Source organism: Phycisphaerales bacterium AB-hyl4, from assembly GCA_041821185.1.
Taxonomy (GTDB): Bacteria; Planctomycetota; Phycisphaerae; order Phycisphaerales; family Phycisphaeraceae; genus Natronomicrosphaera; species Natronomicrosphaera hydrolytica.
In genome coordinates, this window is record JBGUBD010000002.1 from 234,014 (window position 1) to 254,204 (window position 20,191).

The following is a 20,191-nucleotide window of genomic DNA, read 5'->3' on the forward strand; positions in this document are numbered from 1 at the left end:
GCTACTGGAGCGTCTGACGCCACGTGCCGGGCACGGGGAGCATCTGGTGCTCAGCGTCGAGCGGATAGATGACGACGTCGTCGATGAGGAAGTCGGTGTGTTGGTGGGCGCGGATGTCGAGGTAGGCCGACTCGATCTCGCCGGTCCATGAGGGCGTGAGTACGGCCGTGTGCTGCGCCCAGTTGTTGGCGCCGGAACTGCTGAAGGTTTGCGTCGCGACGACGTTGCCGTTGACGATAAACCGCGCGTTGATGTGGCGGTCGCTGTTGAGCAGATGAACCGCCAACCGGATGCGATAGCTGCGGCCGCTTTCGAGCCAGTGAGAGACTTCCTGCCGAATGCTCGGCTGGCTGCCCCCGCCTGAGAAGTTCCGCACGCGCAGCGAGCCGGCACCGCGATAGGGCTCAGCGAGGGTGTATTCGAGCGTGTCGTTCGGAAGCCCGGCACGCCAGAAGCGTGTGCCCTCGGCCATGTCGGGATTGCGCGCCAGGTTCGTACCGGGCTGGTGATGCATCGGTTGCAGGGCGACACGCATACGGCGGACGGCGTCGCCGACGCGGCCTTCGGCTTCAAGATAAACATGCCCGTCGGCGGGGCTTTGCAGGTTCGAGCCTGTCGTGGCGAGCAGGCGGTATCGGCCTTCGCCGCGGCCCAGTTCGTGGGCGGGTGACCACTGGTCGTGCGTGTGGCTACCGCGCCAGCCGGCGTCGTTGTTGATTTGCAGCATGGCCAACTCCATCACGCCGTGGGCGATATAGCGGGCCTCGGTGGCGCGGTGGGTGGTTTCGCCGGCGCGATGGATTGCGCGGTTGGTGAGCATGGCCGAGATACCGATGAGCGTCACCAGCATCGACGTGCCGAGCACGGCCAGGTAGACCGCGCCGCGGCGATGCGGCCGACGACGCCAACGAATGCGACAACAGGGGAGCGAGCGGTTTTTCATGGGCCGATCGCCTCCGCATTGGCTGGCAGGCTTGGCATGCCGCGCGTACGCAATGTCACCAGTTCCGCCAGTTGAGCGTTGCCTCGCGAGACTGTCACGCGCACACGTCGTACGCCCGTGTCGCTGCCAGCGACGGTCTCGGGCTCGTCCGCATTCACATGATCGACTTCAACGGTACGCGACCAGCCGGGCCGATCGTCGAGCTCGGTTTCGCTGTCTTTGTCGAGCTGGCCGTATGGCTTGATCAGCAGTTGGCTCATCCGTTCCTGCGCGAGCATGAACGCCACGGCGTGGTCATGTGTGCGGGCCTGGTTCGCGCGGGCAGCGCCGAGCGTGTCGATCGCCGCGACGTAGACAAGCCCGACCAACAGCAAGGCGAAGATCACTTCAACAAGGCTGAAGCCTTTGGCGTCGCGTTTCGTGCGATGAACGGCGGGGTGGTGATGGTGATGGCGTTGTCTCATGAGCCACCTCCGACCGTGATGCGGACATGCTTGAACTCGGCATGGCTGGTTTGCCAACCGAGCAACTCGACGGCACGGCTTTCGTTGCTGGCGTCGACGCGGTGGTATTGATACGTGCCGCGATTAACGCCGTTGACGTCGATATTGATGCTGCGATGAGCCGGCAGCACAGCCAGTCGTACATCGAGAAAGCCCGGCGGCTGATCGGGCAGGCTCAGCAGGGTGACAGTGTTGGCGAACGCGTCGCGCGAGATCAGGTCGAGCGTCTGTCGGCCGTCGCTCTGCCGATGCACATACACCCCGACGGGACCCACGCGACCGTTGCGGCGGTCGGCGTACAGGCGCATCAACGCAGCGCCGCCGTCGGCGCTGGTATGGCGCAACTGAAGGCGAACGACGGTCGGCTCGGTGAAGTCATGATTCGGCCAGGTGCGCAGCGTCTGCTGCGCCTGCCACGTGCCGGCATTGGGGTCGAGGTTGTTGGTCGCGAAGCTGCTCGTGCCGACGGACCAGTCGGGTTCGCCGTCGGCGTTGACATCGAGCGCGGTGGGGTCGTGGCGGAAGTCGGCTTCCCAATAGGCGGTGAACACGCCGGGGCGGTTGGGCAGATGCACCGCGGTGTTGAATCGCGGGTGTTGTTCGCCGGTGGCTCGAACGCTGACGTGCACGCGAGTGAGGTGGTGGCGTGTCAGCGACTGGCTCGGGCCGACGGTGTAGGGGATGGCGTAGAGGGCGTGGATGAGGGCGCGATTGTTTTCGACGCTTTCCCAGGCATGCTGGCCGTTGGTGGTGCGCAGTCGGCCGCCGGTCGGTAAGGCGTTGATGTCGTATTCGACGAAGGCGGAAGTTCCGCCGGCGTTGGAAGAGCGGATGATGAGGTTGACCGGCTGGCCGGGCATGAGCATGGGCGCGTCTGAAAACGGTGCGTCGCGCCAGCTCAGCGAGGTTCCGAGCAGGCCGGCGGATTGCGTGTAATGAGCCAGCACGGTTTCGGACGGTCGATGATCAAGCTCGGGCACGACGAGGCGAACCCAATGGCTTGGTGGCAGCAGCAGTGGCCGCGACGCGACGTAGGCCGCGTAGGTTGGCTGCCAATAGAGCACGTTGTCGGGGTCGGCGGTGGGGATGTCGGGTCGAATGATCTGGCCGAGCCAACTGCTGCTGGTGATGCTGGATGTTTCGCGATCACTCGATGACGATGGCCGGGGATGGCTGGAAACGAGCGTCTGGATACCTTCGACCGCGTGGCCGGCGTGTGTTCGGGTGTAGCCTTGCTGTTCGTAGCTGAGCTCGAACGTGTCGATGCTCGGCAGCAGGTCGACGGGGTCATGATCATCAAGCTGCCATGTCAGCGGCTCGCCCGGCTCGCCGGACCAGGCGTAGCGCATGCGCTGCGGCGAGCCGTCGCCCGTGCGGTCGGCGACGGTGAAGGTGATCGCGTGCGGCGAACGCTCGCTGACGTAGAGTGCGTGTTGCAGGTCGGTGCTCAATTGCTCAAGCGCCCGGCCGACGTCGTGACTGGCCAGCGCCGGGCTGTCTGCGTTCGGCAGTGCCCGACTGGCGAGCACCATGGCCGAGCCTAACGCGAGCATCACCACCGCGCTGAGCGCGATGGCGACCGAGAGCTCCACCAGCGAGAAGCCGGCTGAGCGGTTGGCTCGCCCGCGGCTGCGGTTCGGGATGGTGCGTTGCGGATGGCTCATGGTTCGATATGCGCGGCCCCGGAGACAGGGTGGACGGTGATGGTGCGGAGGGTCGGGCCGTTGCGGAGGGTGATCGTGCCGCCGTGTGCGGGTTGGCCGTGGCCGTCGAAGCGAAGCTCGGGCGTGCCGTCGAAGTCGACTGCGACAAGCTCGGCATAGAAGGGGTTGCTGTTCAGCCGGGTGGTCGGGGTGGTGTCGTGCTCGCCGGGCGTGTCGGGCATGAACATGCGGTGGTGAGCGAGGTCGAACTGGATGCGATAGTCGCTGCTGGTCTGCCGCGCGATGGCCCGGCCGCGCATCAGCTCGGTGGTGACTTGCCGGGCGGCGGCGTCGGCTCGGTACCGGTTCAGGTTTGCGGTGTAGCGTGGCGCGGCGATGGAGGCGACGACGGCGATAATGGCCGTCACCATGATCAGCTCAATGAGCGTAAAGCCGGCATCCCGGCGGTTATGACAATACCTGTGCGGCATTTGCGCACCCCTCCCGATCGCTGTAAGTGCTGTATGTAGATATCGGTCAGGCCGAGTCGCGACTTCATGCCGGTTGTGATGGTGGCCTCCATCCGGCCCAAAGGCAGCAGTCGAACTCGCGTCGGCGGTGGGTGTTGGGTGTCGTGGTCGGCCACCGCCGCTTGCCATGGAGCGGTCGAGGGGTTACTTTTATGCCAGTTGGGGGGACGATGCGGATTGCACGGCCATTGCCGTGCACGCCGTGGCGGATATCAGCTTCAGGCAGCATCCAGCCTGGCATTTATTGGGAGTTAGCAGCATGTCGATTGCGAAACGTTGGAGGGGCAGTGTGGTTGCGCTCGCGATGACCGGGGCTACACTCGGCGGTGCGACATTCAGCGGACAGGAAGCGGAAGCCGCAACGTATTTCCAGACGGCGGAACCGGTTGAGACGCAGATGACCGGTGTTACGTCAAGGGGACGCGCCGTTCATATCACACCCAACGAAACCTTCACTGTTTTCTCGATAGACGTTTGGGCGCGATTGAACGATCATATAACGACGCATTTCGAGATATTCAGGCACCCGGAGGGCGCTCAAAGCAACACTTGGCCGGGTGAACTGGATGCGGCAACCTATCAAACTCATGCTCCAACATTTGATACCGAAAATGCAGGGTCATCTAATCCCGATCAGTATGATTGGATCAGCTTTGCGTTCAATTACACCTTTGAAGCAGGAATGGGCTACGTACTTTATTGGCATGCAGACGGTGCCACATTGCCGTCTGAAGCATTGCAGGAAACCAGCCAACTCGACCAAGGAAATGACCCGTTGGTGACGGTCGATTTTGGCATCTCGGGCGCTCCACCTGTCCCGGGCAGTTGGAATTTTTACACCCCTGTTTTTCGTTTGGCGATCCCAGAGCCTACGGTTGCATCGCTGATGGTGTTCGGAGGCATGGCGGCACTACTTCGTCGACGTCGTTGATTGCCAAGAAGGCAATCCTTTCGTTGTCCGAAAATCACAACAGCCCACGCATGAAAGATGCGTGGGCTGTTGTTCTATTGCCAGGATGATTTCGCCTGATTAGTAGTCGCGGTATAACTTGTTGCTGCTGTCTCTTTCACTTCCAAGTGTGTTGGCGTACAGGGTACCCGTATCTTCGTCGTAGACCCACCCTGCTCCGGCACTGCCAGGATCATCGGTAAACCCATTCTCTCCCTGATTGGCACCCACCGGCAGGGGCGGCACGGTTCGCAGGTAGGGGCCGAACGGGAAGTCGGCCAAGTCGCCGTCGTCCATCGCGACACCCGCTGCGTTTGTGCGGTCGGTCAGTTGCTCTTCAATGTTGGCCAGCGACGGGAACGTGCCGTTGTGCTCGGCCGCGTAAAGGTCGATGGCGTTACGCAGCACCGACAGGTTCGCGGTCAACGCCGAGTCCGCAGCGCCTGAAGCACCTCGGCTCATTCGTGGAATCGCGATCGCGCCGATGATGCCGATGATCACCACAACGATCACCAGTTCGATGAGACTGAAACCCGCCGGATGCTGACGCTTTCTCGTGTGCATGTGTTTCTCCCACATTTGTACCGGAAGGGCCTACTTAAAATCTGAACCCGGCTCCGATGTCCGGCTCCGGCGATTGTGATCGTCATTCAGGTCAGGCAACTTTACTTCCGCAGGGGAATTTCACGCCCCCAAAACCATTTCATCACATTACAAACGGATTTGCCGACGTGACATGGGCCTCAAACTGCTGCTGACGACCGATAACAGGTCTGGTGGATCACGATCGCCGCGCGAATAAAAAACGACGGCTCCGGGCGCTGCCCGAAGCCGTCGAAACACAAATCGAAGCCTGGCAAACGCACAGGCCGATTACGGGTCGAGTTTCAATTCCACCTGTCCGCCGGGGCCATGGAACGTCGCGCTGTGGCGTTGCACATCAATCAGCAGGAAGCCGTTGACACGTTGGCCGACCCGCAACGCCTGGCCGTTGACCACCACGACGCCTCGATCGCCCGGGGTCATCACAGCCATCAGCCGATGCTCCTGGCGAAACCGCCGAGCATCCGCATCACCCTTTGGCTCAACCTCACGCGCCGGCGTGATGTCGCTCATCCACGATTCACTCGGCGCGAAGGCATCCCGGCCAGGCTCGGCCGAGAGATCATGCTGCTGCGAGGCCTCACTCAAGCGTTGCGCGAGGCTCGCCTTCGGCTCGGCCCGTGCCTCGTCCAGCGCTTCGCGTGCCAGGTCAACCGCATCGCTCCGCATGGACTCAGCGCCAGCCCGCTCCACCGCTGCCGTAGCGCCCGCCGACGCGGCCTGTGGCCCGGTCGACGATGTGTCCAGCACCAGCCGGTCAACGCCCAGCGCCAACAGCCCCGTGCCAAGCACGGCCGCGAGAATTTTCTGTTGCTTGTTCATCTGCATGGCAAGCCCAAACAAACAATACATTGTCGACGCAGGCAACTCGGCAAACCACATTTTCCGTTCGCCGCGCGCAACTGTGCCGATTACACCGACCGCGATTATGGTGCCGGTCGTGCTTACGCCCGCGGCCCGGTGTCGTCCCGCGGGGCGGGGATATGCTTGCCTTGCGGATCAGTCGGCGGCGAGCCGGTACGCTCGGCAAGCGCACGCTGCAATGTCGCGCTCGTCGCGTGTTCCAACTGCTCCGCCGCGACGTGCAGGTGATCGCTGGGTGTGCCGGTGTAACGATCGAGGTAGGTTTCCCAAAGGCGATGCGTGCGTACGAGATCGCGGGCAAACGATCGGCCAGCGTCGGTCAGTGCATACCCCTCCGCCGTGCGCGTCACCCGGCCGCTGCGATGCAGCCGATGCCGGAGCAGCCGACGTCGCATCGGCCCCAGGTCAAGCGTCGCGCCAAGCTGGTCGGCTCGCACCACGGCAGGCTGTTGGCCCTGCTCTTCGAGGCGGTAGAGCATCGCGAGCATGTCTTCCTGCGCGATCCGCAAGCCGAGCCCCAGTTGCGTGATCGCCCGGCTAAGCAGGCCGTAACGCGGTCCGAACAACATCGCCAGCACGAACAACCCGCCCGCTGCGACAACCATCATGCCCGCAGTTCGCGTGTCTTCAAACCCGATCAGCGGCGGCAGGGTGATCGCACCAACATGCCCGAGCACACTGCTGAGCACCGCGACGATCGCGGCGATGCCGATCATCACCGACAGCCGATCGCTGAGCAGGTGGCCGATCGCGCCGGGCACGATGAGCATCGCGATCACGAGGATCGAGCCCACACTCTCAAACGCCGACACCACCGTCGCCGCGACAAGTCCCATCAACAGATAGTGCATCGCGCTGGCGTTGATGCCCAGCGTTGTGGCGAGTTGCGGATCGAACGCGCTGATCTTCATTTCTTTGTAAAGCAGCCCGAGGACGAGCACGTTGACCAGCAGCATGCCGCCGGTGACCAGCGCTGCCGTGGGAATGTTCGCACCGGCAATGGCCGCGGTGCGAAGCGGCGCAAGCTCGATCTCGCCATACAACACGCAGTCCGCGTCGAGGTCGACATGGTCCGCCGCCATGCGGATGAGGATCAGCCCCAGTGCGAACAACGCGGTGAACACCACGCCCAGCGCCGCCTGCGCTTCGACCTTGCCGAAGCGTTCCACCCATCCGCTGAGCAGGGCGGTCAACATGCCCACCGCCGCAGCACCGATAAACATCGGCCAACTCGCTCGCGACGCCGTGACGAGAAACGCAATCGCCAGGCCCGGCAGCACCGCGTGCGAAATCGCATCACCCATCAAACTCATCCGCCGCAATACGAGATAACACCCCGGCAACGCACAGGCCAGCGCCGCCAGTGCGCCGATGATCACGATCCAAGTGTCAAAGTGTGTCCAGCCCATGTTCGTCGTTTCGTGCGTGTCGTTGATTTAATGCGGGCTCGCCGGCACCGTCGCAGCGCCGGCCCGCGTTTGCAGCGTGCGTTCCAGTTGCTCGACCATCGCTTCGCCGATCACGTGCTCGATGCGGTCGGCGTCGCGGTCGACGTGGCTCGGCGCGATGTCGGCGTGCTCGATCAGGTATAGCTCCCACAGCCGATGATTGCGCACCACCTGCCGCGCCTGTCGCAAGCCGGCATCGGTCAGCCGCCAGCGGTCGTCGTGTGTCGGCGCCAGCCAACCTTGCCGTTGGCCTCGCTTGAGCAGCGTCGTCAGTTCGCGCGGGCTCCAACTGCGTTGCGGCAGCAGCGCCTCGGCTGTGAACGGCTCATCGCCTGCGGACTCAACATGCTCGAACGCCGCACGCAGCAGATGCTGCAACCCCGTTCGCCGCTTTGATCGGACATGCCGCATCGCCCGCACCACCACGCCTCGCCGCGTGCCCGCAAGCAGGCTCACCACAAACACCGCCGTCGCCACCAGCACGATGATCGGCCCCGTCGGCAGCCGCGGCACCAGCCCGCTGAGTGTCGCCCCCAGATAGCCGCTCACCATCCCGATCGCCCCGGCTGTCAGCGTCATTCGCAGCAGGTGGTCCGTCCAGAACCGCGCCGCGGCAGGGGGGATAATCAGCATCGCCACCACCAGTATCAGCCCCACTGCCTGCAACCCGATCACCGTCACCGCCACGATCAGGCTCATCATCAGCACATCAATCAAACCCACCGGCCAGCCCTGTGCCTTCGCATACTGCTCATCGAAACACACCAGCCCGAACTCTTTGAACAGCATCGCGCACGTCACCGCGACCACGCCCGCCATGATCAGCATCGTCAGCGCATCCGAGCCGACCATGGTCGCCGCCTTGCCGTAGATGAATCGACTGATGCCCGCCGCATGTGCTTCGCTCATCTCCTGCACGAGCCCGAGCATCGCCACGCCGATGCCGAAGTAGACGCTGAGAACCAGCCCCAACGCGACGTCATCTTTCAGCCGTGTATATCGCCGAATCGCCTGCACGCTGAGCATACCCAGCACGCCGAACACCGCAGCGCCGATCAGCAGCCCAGGCAGCGATCGCCCCGTCCCACCGAACACCACCATCAACAAGAACGCCCCCGCGATGCCCGGCAGCGTCGCATGGCTCACCGCATCCGACAGCAGCGCCCGCTTGCGCAACACCATGAACGTGCCCACCAACCCCGCTGCAAGCCCGAGCATGCTCACGCCAAGCACCACCACGCGCGTGTTGTAGTCGCGCAGGCTCAACGTGCGAATAAGATCGTCCCACAACTCAGGCATGACACTTCATCCACACAAAGGCAGTGCACCTTCAGGTGCACTGCCCGCCTTCATCGCCGCTCATCCTGCCGCGACAACGCCTCCGCCGCTTCACTGAGCAGCGTCAGCTTTCCGCCATACGTCTTATGCAGGTTCGCCTGCGTAAAAACCTCACGCGTCGGCCCCGCCGCGACGATGCGCATGTTCAACATCACCAACCAGTCGAAATAATCCGGCACACTTTGAAGATCATGGTGCACCACGATCAACGTCTTGCCCGCTTTCCGCAGGTCGCGCAAAATCCGGATCACCGCCTGCTCCGTCGCCGCGTCCACACCGGCGAATGGCTCGTCCATGAAATAAAGCTCTGCCTCCTGCACCAGCGCCCGCGCAAGAAACACGCGCTGCTGCTGACCGCCCGAAAGCTGGCTGATCTGCCGATGGGCAAACTCCGCCATGTCCACCCGCTCCAGCGCCGCCAGCGCCTGCCGCTTATGCTTTCGCCACACCGGCCGCAGCCAGCCGATCCGCCCGTATAGTCCCATTGCCACCACTTCCAGTGCGCTCACCGGAAAGTCCCAGTCCACACTCTCGCGCTGCGGCACATACCCCACGCGCTTGCGCTGCTTCGTGTAAGGCTCGCCGAACACCTGCACCTTCCCCGACGCCACCGGCACGAGCCCGAGCGCACCCTTAATCAACGTACTCTTGCCCGCACCGTTCGGCCCGACCACGCCCACCAGCCGACCGGCGGGTATTTCCAGATCAATGTCCCACAACACCGGCTTGCGGTGGTACGCCACCGTCAGATCGTGTACCGACAACGCCGACGCCGCAGCACCCGCCGCATCACCCGCCGAGTATTGGCCGCCGACCGCAGCAGGAGACTTGATGTCCGGTTCAACTCGCATCGTCTGTTAAGGCCTTTCGCCCAGCCGACCCTGCATCCCGCGTTCCGGCGCGTCGCCACCCAGGGCACGGGCGATGGTGGTGGCGTTGTGATCGATCATCCCGATATACGTACCCTCATATGTGCCCGCTCGGCCCATGGCATCGGAAAAAAGCTCCCCGCCCAGCCGAAGGTTATGCCGACGCGAGTGCGCTCCGCGAATCACCGCCTGCACCGGCCGATCCGTCACGCTCGACTCGGCGAACACCGCGGGCAACTCACGCTCCACCACGAAATCCACCAGCCGATTGATGTCGTGCATCCCCGCTTCCGACTCCGTCGAAATGCCATACACCCCGCGCACTTCGATATCATACGATCGGCCGAAGTAGTTGAACGCATCGTGGGCCGTCACCAGCACCCGATGTTCCTCCGGTATCGATGCGATCACCTCGCGCACATAGCTGTCCAACTCCGCCAGCTCCGCCAGATATCGCTCTGCGTTTTCGCGATACGTCTCCGCATGCTCCGGGGAGATCTCCGCCATCTGCTCCGTGAACTGCTCCACCACTGTCGACCACAGCCGAACGTCCATCCACACGTGCGGGTCCGCCTCGTCCGGGTCTTCGTCATCTTCCATCAGCAGCGCCGGGTCCAACCGCTCTGCGACCGCGATCACATGCTTGTCTGCCGACTGTAGCCGACCGAGCGTTTCGCCCATCTGCCCTTCGAGCAGCAGGCCGTTGTAAACCACCACATTCGCCCGATCCAGCCGCAGCACATCGCTCCGCGTCGGCCGATACAAGTGCGGGTCCACCCCTTCGTCCATCAGCCCCGTCACCTGCGCGTGCTCGCCGACGACGTTGCGGACCATGTCGGCGATCATGCCCGTCGTCGCGACAATGTTCAGCCGGCCGTCGTCCGCGTCGCCCGCCCGGCCGTCGCCACAGCCGACCAGCGACACCGTCATCATCATCATCAACAACACATGTAGCGAGACAATCCAGCGGCGGGGGAATTTAAGCATCAGGCCAGGTCTCCAGTTGCAAAGGTCACGGAGGCGGGCAGGGGATGCCGCCTTTGTTTTATAGATCGGCCGACCTATTTTGGCTAATCAAAGTTGCCTTTTCCTACAAACATACGTTGAATAATGGGCTTGTCAAGCGAGCCGCTTTCCCGCGTCGCGCACCACGATCAGTATTACCCGCCGACGGAGCACCCGCGAATGCCTAGCGTGACCGTGGAAAATTATCTCAAACAGGTCTACCTCGAACAGCAGCAGGTCGGAGATGATCTTGTCCCCATGGGCCGCCTCGCCGCCGCCATGGACGTCACCCCCGGCACCGCCACGTCGATGGTCAAGGCCCTCGCCGACGCGAAGCTCATCGACTACGCCCCGCGTGGCGGCGTCCGCCTGACACCCGAAGGCACGCGGCTCGCCCTCCAGGTGCTCCGCCGACACCGCCTCATTGAGCAGTTCCTCGTCGAAGTGCTCAAACTCGACTGGTCCGAAGTGCACGACGAAGCCGAGGAACTCGAACACGCCATCTCCGACAAAGTCCTCGCCAAGATCGACGAACTGCTCGGCCACCCCGACACCGACCCGCACGGTGACCCCATCCCGCCCGCCACCGGCACGCCCCGAGCCCGCACCCTCACCAGCCTGGTCGACGCCGACGAAGGCCGACCCCTTACCATCGCCCGCGTCGCCGACCAGGACGCCGCCTTCCTCCAGTTCGCCGACCGCCACGGCCTGACCCCCGGCGCTTCTGTCACCGTCACCGGCCGCGACCCCGCCGCCGACGCCGTCACCGTCCGACCCGTCGGCAAGCGCAACGTCACGCTCGGCCTCGCCGCCGCCGCCAAAATCCTCACCGAAGACTGACCTCGCCCACCACGCACTCGCCGTGTTCCCCAAATCAGCAATTAGCAATCAACGATTAAAGATTAAAAATCTCACCCCACAGCCGCGACTACAATGCCCCCAGACATGCCGCGAGAGTCGAAACTGCCCAACCACCCCCCCGAGCACCGCGAGTCTGAGGCCGACCGCCCAGACGATGCAGACCCGACCGTCACTGACCCGACGCTTGAAGGCACTCACGCTGCGCCCATACTCGACGAGGCGGTGCTCGAAGTCGAACGCCGTGTCGTCAAGTGGTGGCACCCCGTGCTCGCGCTGCTCGCGTTGCTGGCGATCTACTGGATCGCCCAGGCGCTCGATGTGCGAACGCTGCTCCAGGCGATGCGCATCTGGGCCGAGGAACTCGGCGCACAGGGGCCCGTGCTGTTCGTGGCTGTCTACGTCCTGCTCACCATGCTCGGCATCCCCGGCTCGTGGCTCACCCTCGCCGCCGGTGCTCTGTTTGGCTCGCTCGTGGGCGTGCTCGCCGTCATCGTCGCCTCTACCACATCCTGCGCCCTGTCCTTCCTCGTCGCAAGGCATTGGATGCGCGAACGCGTCGAAAAATGGGTCGGCCAGAACAAACGCTTCCAGAAACTCAACCGCCTCACCGAACGCCACGGCTCGGCCGTCGTCCTCGTTGTCCGACTACTCAACCTCCTGCCGTTCGCCGTCGTCAACTACGGCTTCGGCGTCACTCGCGTCCGCTTCCGCACCTACCTGCTCTGGTCGTTTCTCGGCAAGATCCCCGGCACGGTCATCATGGTCGTCGGCATCGACGCCATCATCGACGCTATCGTCCTCCGTCAGGTCCCGTGGGGCCTGGTCATCATCGTCATCGTCATGGCGAGCCTGCTCGCCCTGACCCTCCGTACCCTCCACCACCGCATCCAGGCCAGTGCCCCGCCCGAAGACTCATCCAATAACCCCCGCACCCGCTAGAGCCTGCGCTTTACAAACTTAGCGGGTGCCACACAGCCGCTACGTTTGGCTTGAGGATGCTCTAAGCGTCAGTTTCTACAAGTGATTACCGCATTGCTCGAAGCCGTCGGCTGCATGATCGAAAATGCGGACCATCTGTGCTCACGTCCCTGATCAGGCGACACCGCCACGCTTTGCTTCAAGCCGGACGTGCCAGGCCTTGAGCGGATTGCCAAGACGAGGGTGAGCAGATGGCGAAGTGAATGCGTTTTCAGTGCATGGACGCGAAGCACAGCCTGGAATGAACTAGTACAGATGGGTATTAGGCATTCCAACTAGGTGCGCCACTGAGGTTTGATCGCGAGGCGACATATGTTTTTACCTGATTTATCGGAAAATAATTGAAGTTCGGGGGAAAAGAAGTATACTGGAAATGTGTACTAGGTCAGATTTGATCGGAAGCAGCTAGAACATCACTTCATGCCTGCAATCGTTGCTGGCAAGGTTTGCAAGGTTGGTCGCATGTACTCAAGGAGCAATATGATGAGGAAGCGGATTGGCGTATTGGGTGTACTCGTCGGCGTGGGCATGGGGCTGAGCAGTCATGCGGGGGTGGCCGAGGCGGCCTTGTACGAAACAGGTTTCGAAGCTCCGGATTTCACACTGGGGCAAAACATCCATGGCATCGAGGGGTGGTCGAACACCGCAAACCACGCCACCGCCACGATTAGCGACGATGCGGCGGCATCGGGCAGTCAAGCGTTGAAAATCACCAGCACGGGCGGCGGCAGCACTGACCAGATCAACCACGATGTCGCGTCCCAGGCGGGCCAGGTTCTCGGCCAGATCAGTGTCGGCATGCGGCTGCGAATCGACACGCTCACCAGCAGTTTGGATGGGCGCGATATGACCCTCGTAATCAGGGGCATTGACGAAAGCACGAATACGGATGCTGATATGGTCACCATCAGCTTCAAGCGAAGCAATTCTGACACGGTTGCCAATCAGATCATTGTGAGAAATGGCTTCACGGACGTCAGCGTCGGAACATGGACGGCCGAGCAGTGGATGGACCTGGAAATCTCCCTCGACACCGAGGCCGACGTATTCAACCTGTCGATCAACGGCGATATGGCGTTCGGTTCAGAAGGGGCCGACTTTCGTTCGAATCGCTCTATGGCTGATCTCACAAACGTTCAATTCAGGCACACAGTGTGGCTGACATCGAGTTATTTTGTCGACGATTACATCGTCGTGCCGGAGCCCGCATCTCTTGCACTGCTGGTGCTCGGCGGAGCGTTGTGCCTGCGACGGAATCGGAAGCGGACGTTGCCGTCACAGCGTTAAGGTAGCGCATGCATGGCACGGTTGCACGAGTCGGGCGACTGGCGGATTGCCGCCTATTAGTCACGAAGGTTGTGAATGATGAAGCAGGTTTCAAAACCACTGGAGCATGGTCGCGGCGTTCCGAAGTATCTTCAATTGGCGGCCATACTCCGCCGGGATATTCTTGAAAACCGCTTGGCGCCCGGCGAGAAGCTCAAGTCCGTTCGGGAACTGGCCAACCTGCACGATTCGAACAAGGCGACGGTCAGCCAGACCATGCGCCACCTTGCAAGCGAAGGCCTGGTGGAACTGAAAGAGAAGAAGGGATGCTTCGTTCGAGAGCAGTCGCCGCGCTCGGCGGCGGTCGTGTTTGACCGCAATATTTATGACCCCAATCGCACTCCTTACACAAGCTTGCTGTTGCAGGAATTGGAAGAGCGATTTGAAGAGCAAGGCTGGATTTGTCGGCCGCTCCTCAACACCTCCCCCTGGGCGTGGGAAGAGTTTCGTGAAGCACTGAAAAATCGGCAGTTTGATGTCGTCGTCAGCGTGTCTTCGGAATTTGACGAGCAGATGTTGGCGATTATGCGTCAGGTCGACATTCCCGCGGTTGGCGTTTTCTGCCTTGACGGCTTTGACCACTTTGTTGACCTGGACTGGTTCGAACTCGGACGGCGCGCAGTTGACGCGCTCATGGCCGCTGGAGCCAGGCGGATCGGGCTGATCCACGGTCCGGAGCAGTTCGGCCGCGAAAAAGGTCCGAGTGCAGGGTATCAAGCCGGTCTTGCGGCGCAGGGTATCGCGTTTGACCCGGCCCTTGTGCGTTGCGTTTCGTTTCAGCAAAGCGCGGGGCGCGAAGCGGTTGCCTCTCTGCTGGATCAGGCAGCCGAACTCGACGGCCTGATCGTGGCGGACGAATTGCTGATGCAGGGCGTCGCGCATGAATTGGTTTCGCGGCCCGTTCGGGTTCCGGACGAACTGGTCGTGGCCAGCCAAGTGTCGGTCCGAAAGGACGATCCGTTCATCGTGCCCGTGATACAACTGCATCACAATGTCACCCAGCAGGCGTTGCGCCTGGTGGAGTTGGCGGTTGCGCTGAATGCCCGCAAACACACTGCGAACTCGATGATTCGCATTCCACCCACCATCTATGACTTCGGCCTTCACCTTCACGCTGGCAGGCAGGTTGCCGAAGGTGGGCGTGTCAACATTCGCTGAGCCGTGGACCCTGTCTTTGGACTCGTTTCATACAGCTTGGAGAGCTATCAAGTGTTCTGCATTAATACATCGACCTTTGATTCCATCCCGCACCGCGGGACGCTGTCGACGGCTGGCGCCATGCTTCGTGGTATTGTCGTCGCGTTAGGTCTACTTCCCATGTGGTGCGTAGTCTCGTCTGCTCGCGGCGAGGTGGTGCTGGCCGATGCGGGGGCGACGGAGTATGTGATTGTTATTGGCGCGAATGCCAGCAAAGCGGAGCAGTTCGCAGCAGAAGAACTGTCGTTGTTTCTTCATCAAATGACGGATGCGGACTTCAAAGTTGTTACCGACGAACATGCATCCGGACGCTACGAGTTCGTGGTCGGCCAGACGAATCGCCTGGATATTGATGAAACCCCCGATAACCTCAAGCCGACAGGTACGGAAGGATTCGCCATCATCGTCGACGACGATCGTGTGGCGATTCTCGGCAACACCGGGCGTGCCACGCTCTATGGCGTTTACGACTTTCTCGAACACGAACTCGGCTGCCGCTTTATCGCCAGCGACATGACGCATGTGCCCAGTAAGCCCACCCTGCGAGTTGGTGTCCAGTCGCGTGTGTTCAGCCCCAAGCTGGAATACCGGAATCTTCACCAGGGCACGACGCAGTGGAGCGTACGTAATCGACTCAACGCCGTCTGGGGCACCGTGCCGAATGAGGCCATCATCGGCGGCGCGAGGTTCATCGGCCCGAGCTTCGTTCACACTTTCGGCGAGCTTGTGCCCGAGGCCGAGTACTTCGAGGCCCATCCCGAGTACTATGCGCTTTGGGAGGGAAAACGTGTTCCTGCCGCGATTGGCGGCAAGACAGGCGGCCTGTGCCTGACTCATCCTGACGTCCTGCGAATCACGATCGCTTCCGTTCGTGACTGGATTGCCGACTATCGCCGCAGGGCCAGCGCACACCCCGATACGCTCCTGCTTGTCTCGGTGTCGGCCAACGACGACCATCACCTGGTCTGCCAGTGCACCGGGTGTCAGGCCGTGAACAAGGAAGAGGACGCACCGTCCGGCACGCTTATTCGATTTGTCAACGAAGTCGCCGAGCAGATCGGAGCCGACGAGCCGATGGTGCGAATCGAAACGTTGGCGTATGGCTTTTCAGAAACGCCACCTGCCAAGACCAAGCCCCACGACAATGTCATCATTCGTTTCGCTCCGATCAGTGCCGACTTTGCCCGGCCGTTCAACGACACAGCCAGCGAACGAAATCGGCAGGTTCACCATAACCTCCAGCAATGGTCGAAACTGACCGACAACATTTATATTTGGGACTACCGAACAAACTTCCACGCCTATCTCAAGCCGTTCCCCGACCTCCGTGTGTTGGAAGAAAACATGCGATATCTGATCGATGCCGGCTTGCGAGGGTACTACGCTCAGACGGCTCAGACCGAATCCGCCACGTTCAGCAGACTTCGCCGCTATGTGCTCGCCAAACAAGCGTGGCGTCCTGACACGAACGTGCAACAGGCGATCAACGAGTTCTGTCAGCTTTACTATGGCCCGGCAGCGCCCTACGTTCTCCAATACATTGACATGGTCCATGACTATTTCGCATCACTTGATATTCCGCTTCGCTGGCGTGATGGCTCTTCTCCCGATGGCGCGGACTATGACTACAGCTTCCTCGCTGAGGTGGACGACGTTCTCGAAAAAGCGGAGGCGGCGGCGGAAACAGAGGCCCAGACGCGGCGTGTGACGGAGGAACGCCTCACGGTCTGGTACATGCTCGTTCGCAAGGCACTGGCCGGCGACGTGGAAGGGGATTCGCATCATTCGCTTCCATTGACCTGGCAATTCCGAACGGACCCCGAGGATGAAGGGCTTTCGGAGCAGTGGCAGGCACAGAGCGACTTTGAGTCGTGGGGGCCGATTCGCGTCGATGAGTCGTGGACGAATCAAGGCCATGCGTACCACGGGGTCGCTTGGTATAGCCTGATGCACAGCGTGGACGATGCGGATGCGGGGCGATTCGATGCGATTCGTTTCGGTGCCATCGACGGCGATGAACACCAGATTTTTATCAACGGCGAGTTGGTCGACGAACGCGTGGCCGACGCCGCGCTGACCTGGAATGAACCATTTCAGGTGAACCTTGACGAGCCATTGGCTGGTGGCGAGCACACGATCGTTGTGCGCGTCAAAAAGGCAAGCAGAGCCGCGGGCATATGGCGTCCGGTGACGCTGGTGGACCAAAGCCAGGGTCTGCCCGGGCGCATCCACACCGCCGGCTCTCGGTTCATCGAAGTCAGCGAAGCGATGGAGGTCAGTCACCTGAGCGAGTTTTACGGACGGCATGGCGAGCAGGTTGAACACTTCAACCGCCGAATCAAGGTCCTGTTGATGCAGGATGGTGCCAGCAGGGAGGACGACAATCCGAACCGTATCGCGCGGCAGCCGGCCGCACTGCTGGAAAACGAGCATCGGATGTTTACCGTTGAGTTTGATGAATCAGCTTTGAACGGCGCGTGTGTTTCGCAGCCGACGGATCGCTCCTGGACGATCAACCAGTCGATTCGCTGGAATGCGTTGGGCGAACTGATGAGTGACTTGAGGCCGCAGGAGGACCGCCCGGTAACACTGCGCGTGCGTGTTCGAACCGAAGGGCTTCGTACCGATACCGGGGGGTTCCGCTTCGGCATCGCCCGGCGGCTGGGGAAGGACCATGGTTGGAGGGCTACGGCTTGGAAAGTGGTTCGCGTGCCCGCGGCGGAAACGTCCGACAAGACTTGGCAATGGTACGAAATGACGGTGCCCGACGACACCGACTGGTCTGACGCATTGTACTACGCGTTTGTCTGGCCGGAGCAGAACTCCGGCGAAGGTGGACGTGTGCTGGTGGATACTTTTGAACTCGTCTACTCAGAATGAACAAGCGTTCACGTTATTATGAAGCTCCTCATCAAAGGCGTTGTGACATGTTCCGATCTGAAACTAGCGCGTCCGGCTTTACGTTGATCGAATTGCTGGTGGTAATATCTATCATTGCGATACTCATCGCACTGCTCTTGCCAGCGCTGCAAATGGCCAGAGAAAGCGCACGTGCTGTCGAATGTCGATCCAACCTGCGACAGGGCATCACGGGGCTGCATGTCTATACGGAAGATTTCGATGGCTATGCCCCCGTCATGACCACCAGCGGCTCCGTTCGGTGGGACTGGGTGGTAGCGCTTGAGCCGTATCTCAACGGCCGATTTGGTCACAACCACATGCGTTGTCCATCGGCCGAAGGTGTGGAGAATCTGGTGAACTTGAACTCTGCTGAATGGTGGACCTATTCGGCGCACGCTGGCTACAACAAGCAGTTTCAGACGCCGTTCATGAACAGTTTGAATCAAGCGGTGCGAATTTTCGACATTACCCCTGGTTTTGTGTTTGCTGATGGAACCTACTTTGCTGAATATCGATCACCGCGCGTTTATCCCTTTGATGGGGCACTTTCGGTGATGAGCCGTGTGCCCACGTCCTGGCGTCATGCTGGCAATGCTCATTTCGCCATGAGCGACGGATCCGTGCGCGATGCCACGCGCGAGGAGTTGTTCGAGGATGCGAATGGCGTCCTGTGGCGGCGTTACTGAAATACGATCGAACGTCTCTGCCACAGCCGCCACCTCGTCGGCAAGGCCTACGGCTCCGGCTGCGCCTACGCCTCCGGCTCATGCCGAGGTACCATGACTATGGAGCGTCAAAGCTCGCATCTGAGGTGGACCAGGTGTGGGGGCAGGACCACCCGTCGCGTCGATCAAGCCTATCGGCTATCGGCAGGAGCGGTGCTTGCGCGGACGATCAGTTCGGGGGGCAGCTTTCGCGAGTTTTGTAGCTTTTTGACGAGTCTGGGATCGTCGCAGTTCGAACGCACGGTAAAGTTCGGCAAGCCAACCTACATCGACAAGCCGTTCGCGACATCGAAGGCGGACGGCGAGGAGATGGTGTCGCTGTCGGTCGGCGAGTTGTTGTTCAAGCCATGTGGTTTGCTCGCCGACGATGGGCGTGGTGTGGTCGGTGTCCAAATCAGCAAGGATCCTGATGCATTGATTCGCTAAGCAGTCGTGCTGTTCTGCACGTTGTTATCTTTCACGAACTGCACCAGTTCCCCAAGATGGGCAAATGCCAGGGCGGTTACGGTATCCGCTGCGCCGTAGTAGATCGCAAGTCGGCCCGTTCCTTTGTCATGTAACGCAGCACATGGGAATACCACGTTCGGCACGTCGCCCACACATTCATACGACTGCTGCGGTGAGAGCAGGTAGGGCTCTGCCCTGGCAATCACCTTCCAGGGCTGGTCCAGATCCAGCAGGGCCGCACCGAGGCTGTACACAAAGCCGTTACAGCTTGTCAGAACACCGTGATAGATCAACAGCCAACCATCATCTGTTTCAATAGGAATTGGCCCGGCGCCAATCTTCGTGCCTTGCCAGGTCAGCGGGACGGGTGACATGACGTGACGGTGCCTGCCCCAGAATGTCATGTCGGGGCTTTCGGAATAGTAAATGTCGCCGAAGGGCGTATGGCCGCCGTCGGAAGGTCGGCTGAGCATCGCGTAGTGACCTTGGATTTTCCGTGGGAAGAGCACGCCGTTGCGGTTGAACGGGAGGAACGCATTTTCCAGTTGTGTGAACGTCTGGAAATTCTGCGTCCAGCCGACGCCGATGGTTGGCTGTCCTTTCAGGCCGTTACACCAGGTGACGTAGTAGCGGTCATCAAAATAGACAACGCGCGGGTCGTAGCCATACTCGAATGGATAGGGCAGATCGTCTGAACCGTTAAACGCAATGGGGTCGGGATTGAGGGTCCAGTGGATGGCGTCATCGCTGTAGCCTGCGTGAAGGCGCATCGCCCTGCGGCGGTCATCGACTCGAAAGACGCCTGCGTAGCGACCGCCGAAGGGCACAACCGCGCTGTTGAAGATACTGTTGGAACGAGGCACCGCGTCTCGTGTAATGATGGGGTTGCCGGTATACCGCCACACCACCTCGTCAACGTCGGCTGGCCGGTTCTCCCATGGAAATACTACTTGCTGCTGAAGATTTACGTTCGCACGATCACTTATCTCAGACCCGTAACTCATTCGTTAGCTTCCGTATGGGCTGCCGTCTACTTGTATTGCGGCGAGGTATTGAGCGAC

19 protein-coding genes are annotated in these 20,191 nt (G+C 61.2%); 8 read left to right on the top strand and 11 right to left on the bottom strand.

Translation table 11 applies throughout. From position 1 onward, the window contains the following. Position 1: 1 nt before the first annotated feature. From ACERK3_03520 to ACERK3_03535, 4 genes are read right to left on the bottom strand one after another with little or no spacing between them, the layout of a single operon-like run. Entirely contained in the window at positions 2–943 is a 942-nt protein-coding gene (locus ACERK3_03520) for a hypothetical protein (protein MFA9477360.1), read from the bottom strand. Next, positions 940–1,407, bottom strand: a complete 468-nt coding sequence (locus ACERK3_03525; GenBank protein ID MFA9477361.1) for a prepilin-type N-terminal cleavage/methylation domain-containing protein — start codon at positions 1,405–1,407, stop codon at positions 940–942. The genes ACERK3_03520 and ACERK3_03525 overlap by 4 nt, the downstream gene beginning before the upstream one ends. Then, positions 1,404–3,110, bottom strand: a complete 1,707-nt coding sequence (locus ACERK3_03530) for a type II secretion system protein J (GenBank protein ID MFA9477362.1) — start codon at positions 3,108–3,110, stop codon at positions 1,404–1,406. The genes ACERK3_03525 and ACERK3_03530 overlap by 4 nt, the downstream gene beginning before the upstream one ends. Beyond that, the gene (locus ACERK3_03535; protein ID MFA9477363.1) at positions 3,107–3,748 is read right to left on the bottom strand and encodes a GspH/FimT family pseudopilin; all 642 of its coding nucleotides are present in this window, start codon (positions 3,746–3,748) and stop codon (positions 3,107–3,109) included. The genes ACERK3_03530 and ACERK3_03535 overlap by 4 nt, the downstream gene beginning before the upstream one ends. A 130-nt stretch (positions 3,749–3,878) precedes the next feature. Here ACERK3_03535 and ACERK3_03540 point away from each other — a divergent pair, with 130 nt between their 5' ends. Continuing rightward, the gene (locus tag ACERK3_03540) at positions 3,879–4,550 is read left to right on the top strand and encodes a PEP-CTERM sorting domain-containing protein (GenBank protein MFA9477364.1); all 672 of its coding nucleotides are present in this window, start codon (positions 3,879–3,881) and stop codon (positions 4,548–4,550) included. 99 nt (positions 4,551–4,649) lie between these two features. Here ACERK3_03540 and ACERK3_03545 read toward each other — a convergent pair whose 3' ends face one another. The 6 genes from ACERK3_03545 to ACERK3_03570 all read right to left on the bottom strand — a co-directional run bounded on the left by ACERK3_03545 (position 4,650) and on the right by ACERK3_03570 (position 10,677). Then, the gene (locus tag ACERK3_03545; GenBank protein ID MFA9477365.1) at positions 4,650–5,132 is read right to left on the bottom strand and encodes a type II secretion system protein; all 483 of its coding nucleotides are present in this window, start codon (positions 5,130–5,132) and stop codon (positions 4,650–4,652) included. Between the two features lie 309 nt (positions 5,133–5,441). Further along, entirely contained in the window at positions 5,442–5,999 is a 558-nt protein-coding gene (locus tag ACERK3_03550) for a hypothetical protein (protein MFA9477366.1), read from the bottom strand. A 116-nt stretch (positions 6,000–6,115) separates the two neighbouring features. Continuing rightward, positions 6,116–7,444: a metal ABC transporter permease gene (locus ACERK3_03555; protein MFA9477367.1), complete on the bottom strand. Its 1,329-nt coding sequence runs from the start codon at positions 7,442–7,444 to the stop codon at positions 6,116–6,118. A 27-nt stretch (positions 7,445–7,471) separates the two neighbouring features. After that, on the bottom strand, positions 7,472–8,782 hold the full coding sequence (locus tag ACERK3_03560; protein ID MFA9477368.1) for an iron chelate uptake ABC transporter family permease subunit: 1,311 nt from the start codon (positions 8,780–8,782) through the stop codon (positions 7,472–7,474). Positions 8,783–8,832: 50 nt separating this feature from the next. Continuing rightward, positions 8,833–9,672 carry a metal ABC transporter ATP-binding protein gene (locus ACERK3_03565; GenBank protein MFA9477369.1) on the bottom strand — a complete coding sequence of 280 codons (840 nt, stop codon included), beginning with the start codon at positions 9,670–9,672 and terminating at the stop codon, positions 8,833–8,835. A 6-nt stretch (positions 9,673–9,678) separates the two neighbouring features. Then, a complete protein-coding gene (locus ACERK3_03570) occupies positions 9,679–10,677 on the bottom strand; it encodes a metal ABC transporter solute-binding protein, Zn/Mn family (GenBank protein ID MFA9477370.1) in 999 nt (332 codons plus the stop codon). 198 nt (positions 10,678–10,875) lie between these two features. Here ACERK3_03570 and ACERK3_03575 point away from each other — a divergent pair, with 198 nt between their 5' ends. The 7 genes from ACERK3_03575 to ACERK3_03605 all read left to right on the top strand — a co-directional run bounded on the left by ACERK3_03575 (position 10,876) and on the right by ACERK3_03605 (position 19,109). After that, complete coding sequence (locus tag ACERK3_03575) at positions 10,876–11,535, top strand: metal-dependent transcriptional regulator (protein ID MFA9477371.1); 660 nt, start codon at positions 10,876–10,878, stop codon at positions 11,533–11,535. A 105-nt stretch (positions 11,536–11,640) separates the two neighbouring features. Next, the gene (locus ACERK3_03580; protein ID MFA9477372.1) at positions 11,641–12,495 is read left to right on the top strand and encodes a TVP38/TMEM64 family protein; all 855 of its coding nucleotides are present in this window, start codon (positions 11,641–11,643) and stop codon (positions 12,493–12,495) included. Between the two features lie 459 nt (positions 12,496–12,954). Further along, positions 12,955–13,821 carry a PEP-CTERM sorting domain-containing protein gene (locus ACERK3_03585; GenBank protein MFA9477373.1) on the top strand — a complete coding sequence of 289 codons (867 nt, stop codon included), beginning with the start codon at positions 12,955–12,957 and terminating at the stop codon, positions 13,819–13,821. 75 nt (positions 13,822–13,896) lie between these two features. After that, on the top strand, positions 13,897–15,018 hold the full coding sequence (locus ACERK3_03590) for a GntR family transcriptional regulator (GenBank protein ID MFA9477374.1): 1,122 nt from the start codon (positions 13,897–13,899) through the stop codon (positions 15,016–15,018). Between the two features lie 159 nt (positions 15,019–15,177). After that, positions 15,178–17,937 (top strand): DUF4838 domain-containing protein, encoded by a 2,760-nt coding sequence (locus ACERK3_03595; protein ID MFA9477375.1) that lies wholly within the window; start codon positions 15,178–15,180, stop codon positions 17,935–17,937. A gap of 47 nt (positions 17,938–17,984) precedes the next feature. Continuing rightward, positions 17,985–18,644, top strand: coding sequence for a type II secretion system protein (locus ACERK3_03600; GenBank protein MFA9477376.1), 660 nt, complete (start codon positions 17,985–17,987; stop codon positions 18,642–18,644). A 93-nt stretch (positions 18,645–18,737) separates the two neighbouring features. Then, positions 18,738–19,109, top strand: coding sequence for a hypothetical protein (locus ACERK3_03605; GenBank protein MFA9477377.1), 372 nt, complete (start codon positions 18,738–18,740; stop codon positions 19,107–19,109). On the opposite strand, the gene ACERK3_03610 is transcribed toward ACERK3_03605, so the two are convergent. Beyond that, positions 19,106–20,134, bottom strand: a complete 1,029-nt coding sequence (locus tag ACERK3_03610) for a glycoside hydrolase family 130 protein (protein MFA9477378.1) — start codon at positions 20,132–20,134, stop codon at positions 19,106–19,108. The two genes, ACERK3_03605 and ACERK3_03610, sit on opposite strands and share 4 nt — an antisense overlap. Positions 20,135–20,191: the final 57 nt, after the last annotated feature.